At 74.1% G+C, this 14,351-nt stretch carries 13 protein-coding genes; 6 read left to right on the top strand and 7 right to left on the bottom strand.

The genetic code is table 11. From position 1 onward, the window contains the following. Positions 1-3: 3 nt before the first annotated feature. Positions 4-1,659 (top strand): amidohydrolase, encoded by a 1,656-nt coding sequence (locus ACYVF4_RS09115; RefSeq protein WP_460721916.1) that lies wholly within the window; start codon positions 4-6, stop codon positions 1,657-1,659. Between the two features lie 44 nt (positions 1,660-1,703). Continuing rightward, the gene (locus ACYVF4_RS09110; protein ID WP_460721914.1) at positions 1,704-3,134 is read left to right on the top strand and encodes an NAD(P)/FAD-dependent oxidoreductase; all 1,431 of its coding nucleotides are present in this window, start codon (positions 1,704-1,706) and stop codon (positions 3,132-3,134) included. A 10-nt stretch (positions 3,135-3,144) separates the two neighbouring features. Here ACYVF4_RS09110 and ACYVF4_RS09105 read toward each other — a convergent pair whose 3' ends face one another. After that, positions 3,145-4,809 (bottom strand): PucR family transcriptional regulator, encoded by a 1,665-nt coding sequence (locus ACYVF4_RS09105; protein WP_460721912.1) that lies wholly within the window; start codon positions 4,807-4,809, stop codon positions 3,145-3,147. 235 nt (positions 4,810-5,044) lie between these two features. Here ACYVF4_RS09105 and ACYVF4_RS09100 point away from each other — a divergent pair, with 235 nt between their 5' ends. The 3 genes from ACYVF4_RS09100 to ACYVF4_RS09090 are packed head-to-tail and all read left to right on the top strand — an operon-like array spanning position 5,045 to position 6,834. Beyond that, entirely contained in the window at positions 5,045-5,452 is a 408-nt protein-coding gene (locus ACYVF4_RS09100; protein ID WP_460721910.1) for a transferase, read from the top strand. A 40-nt stretch (positions 5,453-5,492) separates the two neighbouring features. Continuing rightward, positions 5,493-6,065 (top strand): thermonuclease family protein, encoded by a 573-nt coding sequence (locus ACYVF4_RS09095; protein WP_460721908.1) that lies wholly within the window; start codon positions 5,493-5,495, stop codon positions 6,063-6,065. After that, complete coding sequence (locus ACYVF4_RS09090) at positions 6,031-6,834, top strand: LysR family substrate-binding domain-containing protein (protein ID WP_460721906.1); 804 nt, start codon at positions 6,031-6,033, stop codon at positions 6,832-6,834. The genes ACYVF4_RS09095 and ACYVF4_RS09090 overlap by 35 nt, the downstream gene beginning before the upstream one ends. Before the next feature lie 207 nt (positions 6,835-7,041). On the opposite strand, the gene ACYVF4_RS09085 is transcribed toward ACYVF4_RS09090, so the two are convergent. The 4 genes from ACYVF4_RS09085 to ACYVF4_RS09070 are packed head-to-tail and all read right to left on the bottom strand — an operon-like array spanning position 7,042 to position 12,112. After that, positions 7,042-9,519 (bottom strand): CHAT domain-containing protein, encoded by a 2,478-nt coding sequence (locus tag ACYVF4_RS09085; protein WP_460721904.1) that lies wholly within the window; start codon positions 9,517-9,519, stop codon positions 7,042-7,044. 21 nt (positions 9,520-9,540) lie between these two features. Beyond that, on the bottom strand, positions 9,541-11,025 hold the full coding sequence (locus tag ACYVF4_RS09080) for a S8 family peptidase (protein WP_460721902.1): 1,485 nt from the start codon (positions 11,023-11,025) through the stop codon (positions 9,541-9,543). Between the two features lie 9 nt (positions 11,026-11,034). Further along, entirely contained in the window at positions 11,035-11,505 is a 471-nt protein-coding gene (locus ACYVF4_RS09075) for a hypothetical protein (RefSeq protein ID WP_460721900.1), read from the bottom strand. Continuing rightward, positions 11,495-12,112, bottom strand: coding sequence for an RNA polymerase sigma factor (locus ACYVF4_RS09070; RefSeq protein WP_460721898.1), 618 nt, complete (start codon positions 12,110-12,112; stop codon positions 11,495-11,497). Before ACYVF4_RS09070 ends, ACYVF4_RS09075 begins: the two co-directional genes overlap by 11 nt. Before the next feature lie 144 nt (positions 12,113-12,256). On the opposite strand from ACYVF4_RS09070, the gene ACYVF4_RS09065 reads away from it, so the two are divergent. Beyond that, the gene (locus ACYVF4_RS09065; RefSeq protein ID WP_460721896.1) at positions 12,257-13,018 is read left to right on the top strand and encodes a glutamine amidotransferase-related protein; all 762 of its coding nucleotides are present in this window, start codon (positions 12,257-12,259) and stop codon (positions 13,016-13,018) included. Here the strand turns inward: ACYVF4_RS09065 and ACYVF4_RS09060 are convergent. After that, on the bottom strand, positions 12,945-13,790 hold the full coding sequence (locus ACYVF4_RS09060; protein WP_460721895.1) for a tryptophan-rich sensory protein: 846 nt from the start codon (positions 13,788-13,790) through the stop codon (positions 12,945-12,947). The genes ACYVF4_RS09065 and ACYVF4_RS09060 overlap by 74 nt on opposite strands. 61 nt (positions 13,791-13,851) lie before the next feature. Next, on the bottom strand, positions 13,852-14,322 hold the full coding sequence (locus ACYVF4_RS09055) for a glutaminase (RefSeq protein ID WP_460723100.1): 471 nt from the start codon (positions 14,320-14,322) through the stop codon (positions 13,852-13,854). Positions 14,323-14,351: the final 29 nt, after the last annotated feature.

The following is a 14,351-nucleotide window of genomic DNA, read 5'->3' as shown; positions in this document are numbered from 1 at the left end:
CCGATGACCGACGCCGACCTGGTCTTCACCGGCGGGCCGGTGTTCACCGCCGACACCGTCCGCTCCCGCGCGCACGCCGTCGCCGTCCGCGGCGGGCGCATCATCGCCGTCGGCGGCGATGACGTGCGCGACCTCATCGGCCCCCGCACCGAGGTGGTCGACCTCGCCGGCCGCATGCTCGTGCCCGGCTTCCAGGACGCCCACGTCCACCCCGTGTGGGGCGGGCTGGACATGCTGCGGTGCGACCTGTCGGCGCTGCACACCGCGGCGGAGTACCTCGACGCGATCGCCGCGTACGCGGCATCCCGGCCCGGCGAGCCGTGGGTGCTCGGCGGCGGCTGGCAGATGTCGGCCTTCCCCGGCGGAACCCCCGCCGCCGCCGCATTGGACCGCGCCGTGCCCGACCGGCCGGCGTTCTTCCCCAATCGCGACGGCCACGGCGCGTGGGTCAACTCGGTCGCGCTGCGCCTGGCGGGCATCGACCGCGGCACCCCCGACCCCGCCGACGGGCGCATCGAGCGCGACGCCGACGGCGAGCCGACCGGCACCCTGCACGAGGGTGCGATGTCGCTGGTGAACCGGCTGCTCCCCGAGGAGCCGGTGGAGCGCCTGACCGAGGCGCTGCTGGTCGGCCAGCGCCACCTGCGCTCGTTCGGGATCACCGCCTGGCAGGATGCCATCGTCGGCAGCTACGGGGATGCCGGCGACCCGGGGCCGGCGTATCTGAAGGCCGCCGCAGACGGCACCCTCACCGCGCGCGTGGTCGGCGCCATCTGGTGGGACCGCACGCGGGGCATCGAGCAGCTCCCCAGCCTTCTCGAGCGCCGCGAGCGCTACCGGGGCGGCCGCTTCGCCGCGACCAGCGTGAAGATCATGCAGGACGGCGTGGCCGAGAACTTCACCGCCGCGATGCTGGAGCCGTATCACGACGGCCACCACCACCCCACCGACAACTCGGGCATCTCGTTCGTCCCTCCCGAGATCCTGCGCGAGGCCGTCCCGCTGCTGGACGCCGAGGGCTTCCAGGTCCACTTCCACGCCATCGGCGACCGCGCGGTGCGGGAGTGCCTGGATGCCGTCGAAGAGGCGCTGCGCCGGAACGGGCGCGGGGACAACCGGCATCACATCGCGCACATCCAGGTGGTGCACCCGGACGACATCCCGCGGTTCCGGAGCCTCGGCGTCGCGGCGAACATGCAGTCGCTGTGGGCGACGCTGGAGCCGCAGATGGTCGAGCTCACCCTGCCGTTCCTCGGCGAGCCGCGCAGCGCCTGGCAGTACCCGTTCGGGGACCTCCTGCGCTCGGGCGCTGTGCTGGCCGCCGGCAGCGACTGGTCGGTGAGCTCGCCGGATCCGATGGCGGCGATTCACACGGCGGTGAACCGCACGGCGGCGCCCGGCTTCGAGGAGGGGGAGTACGAGCCCTTCCTTCCCGAGCAGGCCATCGACCTCGCCTCGTCGCTCACCGCGTACACCGCCGGGTCGGCGTGGGTGAACCATCTCGACCACGTCACCGGCACCATCCGTCCGGGCGCCTACGCCGACCTGGCGCTGCTCGACCGCGACCCGTTCGCGGGCCCGGCAGATGAGATCGGCGCGACGCGCGTGCTGCAGACCTTCGTCGAGGGCGAGCGCGTACACGCCGCAGCCGACGCATGATCATCCCCGCGACCGACCCGCACTGAACCAAGGAAGTGATAGCCGTGGGCACCACGGTCTTCGAACGTCACCGGCCGACGGCATCCGTCATCGATTCCAGCCTCGAGACCACGCGGCAGGGCGTGTTCTGGCTCGACGACCTGCCGGCCGGCCTGCGGCCCGGCCGCGCCCCGCTCGTCGGCGAGCACACCGCCGACCTCGTCGTGGTGGGGGCCGGCTACACCGGCCTGTGGACGGCGATGCACGCCCTCGAGCGCGACCCGGGGATCACCGTGGCGATCGTCGAGGCGCGGACGGTGGGGTGGGCGGCGTCCGGGCGCAACGGCGGCTTCTGCGAAGCGAGCCTGACGCACGGCCGCGACAACGGCGCACGCCGCTGGCCGGACGAGATCGACCGGCTCGATGAGCTGGGGATGGCCAACCTCGATGCGTTCGAAGCCGACCTCGCGCGGTGGGGGGTGGACGCGCAGTTCGAGCGGGTCGGCGCGCTCGACGTCGCCACCGAGCCCCACCAGCTCGCCTGGCTCCACGAGGAGCTCGAGGGGGCGGGGCCCGGCACCGTCTACCTCGACGAGTCCGCCGTGCGCGCATCGGTCGCCTCGCCGACCTACCTCGGGGCGGTGTGGCACACCCGCAGCAACGCGATCCTGCATCCGGCGCGCCTGGCGGCGGGGCTGGCCGCCGCTGCCGAGGAGCGCGGGGCGACCGTGTTCGAACGATCCCCGGTGCGGGCGCTCGACACGAGCGGGCCCGGGGTGCGCGTGGTCACCGCCGACGGCGCCGTGACCGCCGACCGGGCGGTGCTGGCCACCAACGTCTTCCCGTCGCTGCTGCGCCGCAACGCCCTGATGACGGTGCCCGTGTACGACTACGTCCTCATGACCGAGCCGCTGTCCCCCGAGCAGTGGGATGCCGTCGGCTGGCGGGACCGGCAGGGCATCGGCGACATGGCCAACCAATTCCACTACTACCGGCCAACCCAGGACGGGCGCATCCTCTTCGGCGGCTACGACGCGATCTACCACGCCGGCGGTCGCGTGCGGGAGGCGTATGAGGACCGCCCGGAGTCCTTCCGGCGGCTCGCGAGCCACTTCTTCACGACATTCCCGCAGCTCGAGGGCCTGCGGTTCTCGCACCGGTGGGCCGGCGCGATCGACACCTCGACGCAGTTCTGCGCGTTCTTCGGCACCGCGCGTCGCGGCCGCGTCGCCTATGCCGCCGGGTTCACCGGGCTGGGCGTGGGCGCCGCGCGCTTCGCCGGCGAGGTGATGCTCGATCTGCTCGACGGCCGGCCCACCGAGCGCACCGAGCTCGAGATGGTCAGGCGCCGCCCCCTGCCCTTCCCGCCCGAGCCGGCGGCATCCGTGGGCATCAACGCCACGCGGTGGTCGCTGGATCGCGCCGACCACGACCGCGGGCGACGCAACCTGCTGTTGAAGACCCTCGACGCCCTGGGGCTGGGCTTCGACTCCTGAGGGCGGCCGCTCAGCGGCCCGCGCTCCGGCGGACGAGGAGCGCCAAGTGCAGCGCCGTCTGCGTCTCGCCGTCGTCGAGGTCCACTCCGAGGAGCTCCTCGATGAGGGCGATGCGCTGGTAGAACACCGACCGCGACAGGTGGGAGGCCGAGGCGGCGGCGGTCCGGTTGCCGGGGTGGGCGAGCATCGCCTCGAGGACGTCGAGCAGGTCGCCGCCCCGCGCCAGGTCGTGCACGATGAGAGGCTCCAGCATCCGCTCGCCGTGATCGAGCACCCGGTGGTCGTCGCGGAGCGCAGTCACCAGCTGCACCAGCGGACGGTTCTCGGCGCGGCGCAGCTGCGGGCCGCGCCCCGACCGGCGCCGGCGGCCCCGTGCCAGGTCGACCGCTTCGTGGAGCGAGACGAGCGCGGCATCGATGTCGGCGCCGGCGCGCCCGACCGAGACGACGGCGCGCTCGCCGTCGGCGCCCGGGTCGATCGCGGCACGGGCGAAGGCGAGCGCCGCGTCGTCGTCGAACGGTACCTCCTCGGGGATCGCCAGCAGCAGCGCCGCAGCGGGCGAGGCCACTCCGTCCGGCGCCGAGCCGGACAGCACCCGGCCGCGCAGGGCGCGCGCGGCCGCCTCGGCGCCGTCGGCGGCGAGGGGGGCGCCGCTGATCACGACGCCGTAGAGCCGCGAACCGCGAACCGGCAGACCGGCAGCCTCGAGCCGCGCCGCCGCTCCCCCGAGTCCCGCGAACCGTCCCGCGAGCAGCCCGTCCACGAGCCGGCGGCGCGCGATGCGGCCCCATTCGTCCGCGTCTCCGTCGGCCAGCCGGCCCACCGCGAGCGCGATCGCGCCCTGTTCGAGCACCGAGGTGCGCCCGGCGGCGTGCTCGGGCCCCGGCAACGCCAGCAGATGACCCCATCGGATGCCGCGCGCCTCGACCGGGATGACCATCCAGTCGTCGTCGGCCGCGGCCGACCCCCTCTCGCGCCGCTGCGCGGCGCGGCGGTGGGCGGCCCGGGACCGCAGCTCCCAGTCGGTGAACAGCTCGTCCTCGAGCGAGAGCGGCACCTCGGCGGCGACGACCTCGTGGCCGAGGTTCTCGAGCACCACGGGAGCGGCGAGGGTCTGCCCGAGCTGGTGGACGATGAAGTCGGCCGGCGAGCCGCGCAGCGCGAGCGCGGTGAAGCGCTCGCGCACCTCGTCCCGGGCGCGCAGCGCGTCGGTCTGCCCGGTGATGATGCGGCGGTGGACGGCCTCGGTGATGTTGACGAACTTCAGCTCGCGGTGCAGGATCACCAGCGCCAGGTCGCGCTCCCGCGCCGCCTCGATGACGACCGCGGGCGTGCGGTGGTAGTGGGTGCCGAGTTCGAGGATGACCCCGGACACTCCTGCGTCGGCGAGCTCGTAGATGAACTCGCGCAGCTCGCCGGGATTCTCGGGCCACGACGTGCCCGTCGACAGCAGCAGCTCGCCGCCGTAGAGCAGGCGCCCGACGCCGGCGTTGTCGGACACGTGCAGCCACCGCACCGGCGCATCCAGCAGGTCCCCTCCGACCACCACTTCGGGCACGCCGGCGGCGACGGCGTCGAGCGCGATGACCTCGCGCACGGTGGGCAGGTTCTCGGTGGCGATGCGCGCTGCCGGACGATCCGTCTGGCCCGCTCGCTCCTCAGCGCGCTCGAACACGGCGTCGACCCCTCTCGCGACCTTCTTCGGCTTCGGATCAGCCTAGTCGTGCACCGGTCGATGTGTCCGGAACACCCGGTCGGGCGCACACCGTGGCGCGAATGCAATCCGCGCATACTCCCTTGCCGAACAACCTGCAAGACCGTGCATCCAGAACGGTCGATGCGGGGGAATGAATAAGCACAGTGCCGGGTTTCACCTTTACTCGACACCGTCTGCGCCGGAGGAGGGAATCGTGGGCAAGAACTACGTCGACATCGAGAATGAGCAGGGCGAGACGCTGCGCTACCGCAAGCACGCCAACGGCCGGGGTCTGATCGCGCATGGCGCGAAGGTGCACCCGAGCGCCGTCATCGAAGCGGGCGCGTACATCGAACCGGGTGTGCAGGTCGCCGCCGGCGCCCGGGTGTGCCGCGGTGCGTGGATCGAATCGGATGCCGTCATCGGCCCCGAGGTGATGATCGCGCCGCACGCGCACATCGGCCCGAAGGCCGCGATCGGCGCCGGCTCGAAGATCGGCATCCGCACGCAGGTGGGAGAGGGCGCGCGCGTGGCCGTGGGCTCGCTCATCGGCGACGACGAGACGATCGGCGACGGCGAGCGCGTCGCCACCGACCGACGGGGACTGCGTCTGGCTGCGTGAGATCCCCGGAACGTCGGCGGCCACCGCTATCGTTCCGGTTGTGAAACGACCCCTGGCACTGGCGAGTGTGCTCATCCTCGCCGCGCTGCTGGGGGTCGCTGTCGTTCTGACGAGCGACCGTGTGGACGCCCCCGGCGCCGCCGGGACCGGCGACCTCGCCGGTCCCGTGCCCGTGCCCGCCGATTCCTTCCCGGTGCGCATCGACCGCATCACCGACGGCGACACCGTCCGGGCGACGCTGACCGAGCCGCTGGCCGGGATCCCCGCCGGCGAGTCGGTCCCGGTCCGCCTGATCGGCATCGACACCCCCGAGGTGTACCCCGACCTCGAGTGCGGCGGCCACGAGGCCACCGCGTTGCTGGCCCGACTGCTGCCCGAGGGAGCGACGGCCTGGGCGGCGCTCGACGCCGAGCCCGCCGACCGCTACGACCGGGCACTGCTCTACCTGTGGACCGAGGACGGCCGCTTCGTCAACCACGCGCTCATCGCCGGCGGCTACGCCACGTCGCTGGTCGTCGAGCCCAACGACGCCTACGCGTCGGTGCTCGCTGCCGCCGAGGCCGAGGCCCGACGTGCGGATGCGGGGCTCTGGGCCGCATGCGGGACGCCGTGATCCGCGCCGCAGCACCGGGGGTACGCTGAACGCCATGGCTCACCGCGGCGGACCCCGCCGATCCTCGCGCGGCACCCGCGCCGGCGGCGGGTCCCGCGGAGCGGCGAAATCCCCCCAACCGTCTACCCGCCCGAAGCAGAAGCCGCAGCCCGCCCGGGCCGAGCCGGCACCTCTTCCCGCGGGTCCCTTCCGCCTCGGCGTGATCCCGGGGGCGACCCCCGGCCGGTGGATCGACACGTGGCACGAACGGATGCCGGGCGTCGAGCTCGTCCTGCATCCGCTGGCCGTCGCCGACCAGGATCGCGCGCTCGCCGAGGGCGACGTCGACGCCGCCCTCGTGCGCCTGCCGGTCGCCGCGGAGGGCCTGCACGTCATCCGCCTCTACGACGAGATCCCCGTCGTGGTCACCGGCGCCGACTCGCACCTGACCGCCGCGGACGAGCTCACCCTCGACGACCTCGCGGGCGAGATCGTCGTCACGCCGCGCGACGACGTCCTGGGGGTGAGCGTCCCGTCGGGGACCACCCCGTCGTTCGCGCCGCCCGAGGACACCGAGCAGGCCGTCGCCACTGTGGCGGCGGGGGTCGGCATCCTGATCGTGCCGATGTCGCTCGCGCGCCTGCACGCCCGCAAGGACGTCGCCCACCGCCCGCTCACCGACGGACCGACCTCCACGGTCGCGCTGGCGTGGCCGGCGGAGGGCGCCACCGAGCTCGTCGAGATCTTCGTCGGGATCGTGCGGGGACGCACCGCGAACTCCTCGCGCTGAGCGCGCGGAACGGGGGATGTCGCGGACCTGGGTCTCTCCGACATCCCCCGGGAGCGACCCGACGATCGCGCCCCCCGCGCCCCCCAGGATCGTCGGTGCCCCCAGTGCTCACTCCCCCCCACAGGGCGGGCTGCATGGTCGCTCCGATGATCAAGAGGCGTGCGGCACCACCCTGATACACCGCGTGCGGAAATTCTTCGAGAAGCCTCAGAACCCGGCGCCGTGGGCCTGGAACGGTGCCGTGACGCCGGTGCGCCCGGATGCCGCGGCGAGCGCCTCGGCCGGCTCGGCGCCGCGGGCGAGTTCGTCGTGCAGAGCGCCGAGCAGCTCGCAGGCATGGTCGTCGGCGACGACCACCGGCGCCGCGATCACGCACCCCGCGCCGGCGTGCAGCCACACCCGGGTCATCCCCAGCGCCTCCTCGCCCCAGCGCACCGAGGATCGCCCCACCTCGCACGCCGACAGCACGACGGTCTGCGGCACGGCGGCGACGCGGTCGATGTCGTAGCCGAACAGCGTGCCGTCGGCGAGCTCGAGGCCCGAGAACAGCGGGTTGTCCACCGCGTGGCGTCCGTGGGCGGCGACGTGGAGCACATCCACCCGCGACGCCAGCCGCGTGACGGCGTCGACGCTCGCCGCCTGGTCCCGCAGCGTCGGCGGCGTCCCCCACGCGCGCGCCGCCCGCTCGATCTCCTCGGCGCCGCGCGCGACGCGCGGTCCGACGGCGAACCCCGCCGTCGCACGCAGCCGTGCTCCGCGGTCGGCCCGGGCCCACCGCGACGCCGAGACCGCCACCGTGAACACGCGGCCCCGCAGGTCCGGGAGCATGGCCCACGGCATCCCGTTGAGGACGCCCGGCGCGGTGATCACGAGACGGCGCTGCGCGATGCCGGCGAGCGCCGGAGCGATGAGCACCCGCGACAGAACCCCCAGCCGGTCCTCGAGCGATGCCCGCACGGCGGCGGCCAGCGGCCCCGAGCGCACGGCGGCGCTCACGTCGAGGTCCGCCCGGAGCCCGGCGGACACCGCGCGCACGCGCGGCCACTCCGGGATCTCGCGGACGACGGCTCCGCCGGAGGTCACCACCACGCACGCCACGCGCTCGGCGCTCCACACGTAGCTGAGGACGGCGGTGTCGTCGTCGAGCATCGCGGCGAGCTCTGCCATCGATACGTGGTCGTCGAGTCCGTCGGACCCCGTCGCGCTCCACTGCCGGCGCCGCACGCGGTCGTGGAGCTCCGCCGCGCGGGGAGTGGCCAGCCAGTCGCCCGGTCCCGACTCGGCGCGCAGCGACCGCAGCTCGGCGAGGTCGGCGGCGGCGGCGGGATCCGGGGACGGCCGCACGGGGACCACCCGCTGGCTGAAATGCCGCGCCCGCTCCGACCACTCGAACAGCACGTCGGCGCGCCCGGTGCGCATCGCCGACGACAGGCCCGCCATCATCAGGGGCAGACCGTGCACCGCCACCGCGCTCTGCAGGTCGAGGCTCGCGAACGCGGACTGCCACCGCGCGAGCTCGTCCAGACCTGCCGCGGCGCGGCGGCGGGCCTCGGTCTCGCGCCCGGCGTCGAGCGATGACCGCACCGCGACGCGGTGGGCGAGCAGGCGCACATCGATCGGCGCGGCGGCGGGGAGCCGGCCGGGCGCCCGGCGGCGGCCGCCGTCGGTCGCGCCCCGCAGGCGTCCGGCGAGCTCCACCGCGGTGGCGTCGGCGGCGAGGCCGTGGGCGCGCAGCGCCCGGGCGACCTCCGCGATCTCGTCGGCGCCGGGCGTGCGCCGCGACGCGGGGGCCGGCATCCCGTCACGATCGACGACGCCCTCGGCGAGCTCTGCCCTCACGCGGACGCCGTCGGCGCGCGCCGCCCACGCCTCGCTGTCGACGGTGCGGAAGCGCCGTGCCGCGGCGGCGGCGACCTTCGCCGCGCGGGCGGGGTCGTGCGCCAGCAGCGACCGGGCGAGGTGGAGTTCGGCCTCGCCGCGCGCCTGCTGCATGCGATGGGCCCCGAAGACGCGCGCGACCCGCTCGAGCGACTGCTCGGCCTCGGTGGTGAGTCCGGCATCGCGGAGGACCTCTGCCCGGTCGAGGTCGCAGATCGCGGCGTTCACCGCCGACGCCTGCTCCATCACCGCGCGCGCCTCGGCCATCGCCGCCAGGGCGCGGACGAGGTCTCCCTCCAGCAGCGACACGTACCCGGCGTTGTGGACGGCCATGGCCCGCTCGACGTCGTCGCCGGCGGCGGCGTAATCGGCGGCCGCGCGCTCCAGGTCGGCGCGCGCCGAGGCGAAGTGCCCCGCCTGCATGTGGGCGACGCTGCGGTTGATGAGCATCGGCGTGCGGTGCTCGCGGTCCTCGCCGATACCCGCGATGCCGCGGTCGAACCGGGCGATCGCGGCGGCCAGGTCCCCGCGCTCGAGGGCGAGCAGTCCCAGCTGACCCTCGAGCATCGCCGAGGTCGCGCGCGAGAGACCCGGGCGGCTCAGAGCGTCCGCGCACATCCGCTCCGCCGTCTGCGGGTCGCCCTGTCGGATGACGAGGGCGGCGAGGGAGCCGTCGATGCGGGCGATGAGGTCGGGGTCGTCGGTGCGCTCGGCGGCGCGCAGCAGCAGACGACGGGCGGCGGCGTTGCGGCCGGCGTTCAGGTGTGCGCGACCGCGCTTGTAGAGCTCCTGCGCCGAGAGCGTCATCCCCTCAGCATGGACCGACTGTCACCCCTCGCGCGAGTGGTCGTCCTTCGCGAGCTCCTCGGCGACCCGTGAGACCGCTTCGTCCCACGTGAGGCCGTCGGCCAGCCGGCGCGCGATCCTGCCGGCGACGACGGGCGCCGCGAACGACGTCCCGCTCCAGACGGCGAAGCCGGCGCTGAAGTCGTCGGCGTCGAGAGTCTCACGACGCCGGTGGAAGCGGTCGTCGCGGAGGCCCGGCTGCACGCTGCCGTTGAACGAGACCGGGACGGCGGACACCAGCGAGACGCCGGGCGCGTACAGGTCGACCCAGTCGCCGACGTTGGAGAACATCGCCACCGAGGTGCCCGACGGGTTCAGGGCCCCGACCGCGAGGTGTCCGGGATCCTCCGGGGCGAGGGCGGCCGGCACCGTCGGCCGGTCGGTGGCCTCGTTCCCCGCCGAGCACACCACGACGCACTCCCGCTCGCGCAGGCGCGCGAGAAGGCTCGCGATCTCGGAGATGGTCTGCGGGTCCTCCGGGGTCTCGTGGAAGAAGCCGAACGACAGGTTCAGCACCGAGACGGGCTCCCGCTCGGCCGCGAACTGCAGCAGGCGGCCGAGCGCGGCGATGACCTCGCTCTCGAGGATGACGCCGTCGCCGTCCGCGATCCGCACGGCGAGGATGCGGGCATCCGCGCACTGCTGACGGATGAGTCCGGCGATGAACGTGCCGTGACCGGCGGCGTCGTCGAGGAAGCCGTCCAGCGGCTGGCCGAGCGCGGGATGCTTCTCGGGGTCGGTCGCGGGGTCGTCGAGACCGATGGGCTCGCCGCCCGGCAGGAAGGGCCGGATGCGGACCTCGGGGCCGAGCCACGGATGCGTGCCGCAGCCCGTGTCCAGCACCGCCACCACCGGACCGTCCTTGCGGGACGGGCGCGCGGGGTGCGGGCCGACGAAGGCCACCGGCTGGCGGCCGCCGAAGCCGAGCGAGGCGTAGCTGTCGATCCCGACGCCGGCGGCGTTGGCCTTGAACGGATTCGCTTTGAACGGGTTCGCTTTGAACGGATTGGCCTTGAACGGGTTCGCCTTGAACGGGTTCAGCCCCATCGAATCGACGCTCAGCACGTGATTGAGGCTGACGCCGGCGGCCGTGCCGTTCAGGCGCGCCTGGCGCAGCAGCTGCCACGCATCGGGCGTCGCCGCCGGGGCGGGCCTGCCCTCGACGGTCGAGATCCGGGCCAGGACGGACTGCGCCTCGCCGGTGGACCGCTCGGTCCACTCCGGCAGTGGCGCCGACAGCCCCGGGTACTCCAGCTGCCAGCCCGCGGCCTCGGCGAGCTCCTCGATGCCTCCGCCCGCATTCGCCGCGAACCGCGCGGGGTCCAGCAGCAGTTCGTCGGCGACATACAGGGTCGGGAAGACCGTCCCCTTCGGCTCGCCGGCCGGATCCAGCTCCGCGATCCGCAGCGTCTCGCTGTCACGCCAGCCCATGTGCTCCCCCTTGCTCTCGCCGGACGACCCCGTCATGCCGCCCGCTCACACCTCGAACTGCGGGGTCTGGAACTCCCGCACGCCACCCTCGGTCGTTCGCACCGCGATGCGAAGGCGCGACACCCCGGCCGGCAGCTCGTCGAAGGCGAAGCGGCCGTGCTCGCTCGGCTCGGCCGCCCACTCCCGCTCGCCCTGCACGATGCGGATGGCGAGGGCTTCGGCATCCGTCCAGCCGTCGATGCGGCGCCCGCCGCCCTCGGTGGCCGTCACGTGCAGCAGCACGCTGGTGGTGCCGTCGCTGAACTGCAGCGTCGCGGTGTCGGCCTCGCCGCGCACCGCCTCGAGCGCGGATCCTTCGACGAGGGTCAGCAGGGCGTACTCCCTTGACAGGTCCGCCACCGCGACGGCGGCGACCATGCGGTCCACCAGATCCGCCGGAACGGGATCCACCTGCTGCCACATGCGGCGGAGCCGCGCGAAGAGCGCGGCGTCGGCGGCGAAGTCTTCAGTGTCCATGGTCGTCCTCCTTCAACCCGGACCCGGCCAGAGCGGTGCGCAGCTTCCCCAGGCACCGCTGCCGGGTCGGCCCGATCGACCCCACCGGCATCGACAGGTCCTGTGCGATACGGGCGTAGTCGGGGCGTTCCTCGAAAGCCACGATGCGAAGCAGCCGGCGGCAGCGCTCGTCGAGCGTTCCCACGGCCCCCCACAGGCGGCGACTCTCGTCATCGGTCGCGGCCGTGTCCTCGGCCGACTCGTGGACGGGCAGATGCGGTTCGAGCGAGGCGACCTCGGTCGCGTCGGCGCGGCGGTGCGCCTTGCCCACGCGCCACGCCTCGCGTCTGGCGCACATCGTGAGCCACCCCGACACCGCCTGGGCGTCGAGGATCGACTCGTGGCGGCGCACCAGCGTCATCCACGTGGTCTGCACGACGTCCTCAGCGAGGGCGGCGTCCAGCCCGTAGGCGCGGACGACGTGCCACAGCGGCGGCGACATGAGCCTGACGAGGGCGTCCATCGCCCGCGCGTCGCCCTCGCGCCAGCGCACGAAGAGCACCGCCGCCTGCTGCCAGCGCGGCGGCTCGACCGGTTCGTCGGGTACGCCCGGCCCCGCGTGCGTCATGACGCCCATTGTGTCCACACCGATACAGAGTGCGGTAGGGGGTCGCTGATACATCGCGCGTCACGACTTCGCGGATGCCGGCACGTGACGAACGGCTACGGCCGCCCCGCCGGGGCGCGACGCCGCCGAAATAGAATCGGGCGCATGACGACCGCGCCGCTGCTCTACGTGTGCGTGCGGCCGCAGCAGCAGGCCGCGCACGCCGAGTACGAGTCCTTCCGTACCGCCATGGGCCTGGAGCCCGGGCAGCTGGGCCGGCTGGACCTCGTCACCGAGACGGTGCCGGCAGACTTCGCCGACCGCTTCAGCGGCGTCGTCGTCGGCGGGAGCCCCTTCAACGTCACCGACCCCGAGAGCTCCAAGACCGACGCCCAGCGCCGCGTGGAGTCCGGCCTCGAGCAGATCGCCGCCGCCGTCGCCGGGGGCGCGGGCCCCGCGGCGATGTTCACGTGCTTCGGGATCGGCGTGGTGACCCGGATGCTGGGCGGCGAGGTCAGCCGCGGATTCCCCGAGGACACCGGGCCCGCGGCGGTCGAGCTGACCGAAGCCGGCGCCACGGATCCCCTCTTCGGTGGCCTGACCGCGCGGTTCGACGCGCTGACCGCCCACAAAGAGGGGACGAGCACGCTCCCCGCCGGCGCGGTGCAGCTCGCCCGCAACGACGCGTGTCCCGTGCAGGCCTACCGGGTCGGCGACCGGCTGTACACGACGCAGTTCCACCCCGAGCCGACCCCCGAGGCCTTCGTCGAGCGGATGACGGTGTACCGCAACGACGGCTACTTCGACTCCGGGGCGTTCGACGCCGTGGCCGCGAGGGTGCTCGCGGCATCCGTCAACGAACCGACCGAGCTGCTGCGACGCTTCGCGCGCCGATTCGGCCCTTCCCCGAGCGGCCCTCGCGCGTAGCCCGCACCGAGAACGCCAGGCCGGCCGCGAGGATGGCCACGGCGACGGCCGCCGCCGTCCAGCCGATCATCGCGCTCGGCGGCTCGTAGACCAGGCGGCCTGCGGCGATCCAGGCCAGGCCCCACGACATCGCCAGCGCCGGTGAGAGGCGGCCCGAGATCGCGGGGATGGCCACGCCGATGACGGCGACCGCCATCAGCACCGTCACGCCCCAGAAGTTCGCGGCGCGCGCCCACGACTCGTCGCCCGCCTGCGTCAGCCACGCGGTCGTGTTCGCCACCGTCGCCAGCGTGACCCACCCGAGGTGGAGGCCCGTCACCACGTCGATCAGCGCCCGGTCGAGGAAGCCCCGCGGGGGCGCGACCACGACCGTGCGGCGGAACGTGGCCGCCAGCAGCGCCGCCAGCAGCGCGATCATGAGGACCGTCAGGGGCAGCGTGAGGAACTGCGCGGTTACCAGCCACAGACCGTTCAGCACCATCGTCAGGGCGATCCACCACCCCAGCGAGCGCTGGCGCCCGTCGGCCCGCTGCGACGGCAGCGCCTGCCACACCGTGTACGCGAGGAGCCCGGTGTAGATGACGGACCAGATCGAGAAGGCCTGGGTGGCCGGGGCGAGGTACGAGCCGTCGGCGTCGAGGGCGCCGTCCTGCAGGTCCTGCACCGGCGTGCCGCCGAAGGCGCCCGTGCCGACCATGGCGGCGATGAGCATGAAGACCGCCGCCGAGATGACTCCGATCTGGCGGACGACGTCACGCGACGAGTCGTTCATGAGGTGAATCTACGGATGCCGCCGCCTGCGTGTACAGGCTTGACACCGGGTCGCGGCGCGGTCATGTCGATCCGGCGGGCGGGTGCTGCAACAGCTCGATGCGCTCGTCGAGATAGGCGTCGAGCGGGCGCCAGCCCCCCGCCGCGCTCCAGCGCACGTGGGGGACGCCGTCGCGTACCACGAGGATGCCGGCCTCGTCGACCGGGCGCCAGCCGATGTGGACCGGCGTTCCGTCGGCGAAGCCGCCGCGCGAGGCGGCGGCGGCGAGGGCCGCGCGGTCCCGCTGGGACTCGGCGGTGTACCCGCGCCGCGCCTCGGCTCTGGCCCGCACGACGTCGCCGGTGGCCAGCGCCGCATCCTCGGTCAGCAGCACCACCCCGAGGTGCCACGCCGTCCCGGCCGGCACGATGCGCGGCGCCCGCGGGATGCCGAGCAGCCGTCGCGGCTGGACCTGCTCCCCGAGGGCCTCGCGCGGCGCGTCCGACCCCGAGAGCCGCGCGCGGGCGGCGGCGAAGAGGGCATCGGGCTCCACGCGTCCAGCGTACGGCGGGTGGGGGTGGG

It is taken from the genome of Microbacterium aureliae, assembly GCF_054780155.1.
This window is presented reverse-complemented; position numbering and strand designations above follow the sequence as displayed.

Excerpts from the sequence above, each read along its gene's own strand:
- ACYVF4_RS09060 (WP_460721895.1), bottom strand. The coding sequence starts at position 13,790 with ATGAACGACTCGTCGCGTGACGTCGTCCGCCAGATCGGAGTCATCTCG.
- ACYVF4_RS09065 (WP_460721896.1), top strand. The coding sequence starts at position 12,257 with ATGACGACCGCGCCGCTGCTCTACGTGTGCGTGCGGCCGCAGCAGCAG.
- ACYVF4_RS09080 (WP_460721902.1), bottom strand. The coding sequence starts at position 11,025 with ATGACGGGGTCGTCCGGCGAGAGCAAGGGGGAGCACATGGGCTGGCGT.
- ACYVF4_RS09075 (WP_460721900.1), bottom strand. The coding sequence starts at position 11,505 with ATGGACACTGAAGACTTCGCCGCCGACGCCGCGCTCTTCGCGCGGCTC.
- ACYVF4_RS09070 (WP_460721898.1), bottom strand. The coding sequence starts at position 12,112 with ATGACGCACGCGGGGCCGGGCGTACCCGACGAACCGGTCGAGCCGCCG.
- ACYVF4_RS09085 (WP_460721904.1), bottom strand. The coding sequence starts at position 9,519 with ATGACGCTCTCGGCGCAGGAGCTCTACAAGCGCGGTCGCGCACACCTG.
- ACYVF4_RS09090 (WP_460721906.1), top strand. The coding sequence starts at position 6,031 with ATGCGGGGCTCTGGGCCGCATGCGGGACGCCGTGATCCGCGCCGCAGC.
- ACYVF4_RS09115 (WP_460721916.1), top strand. The coding sequence starts at position 4 with ATGACCGACGCCGACCTGGTCTTCACCGGCGGGCCGGTGTTCACCGCC.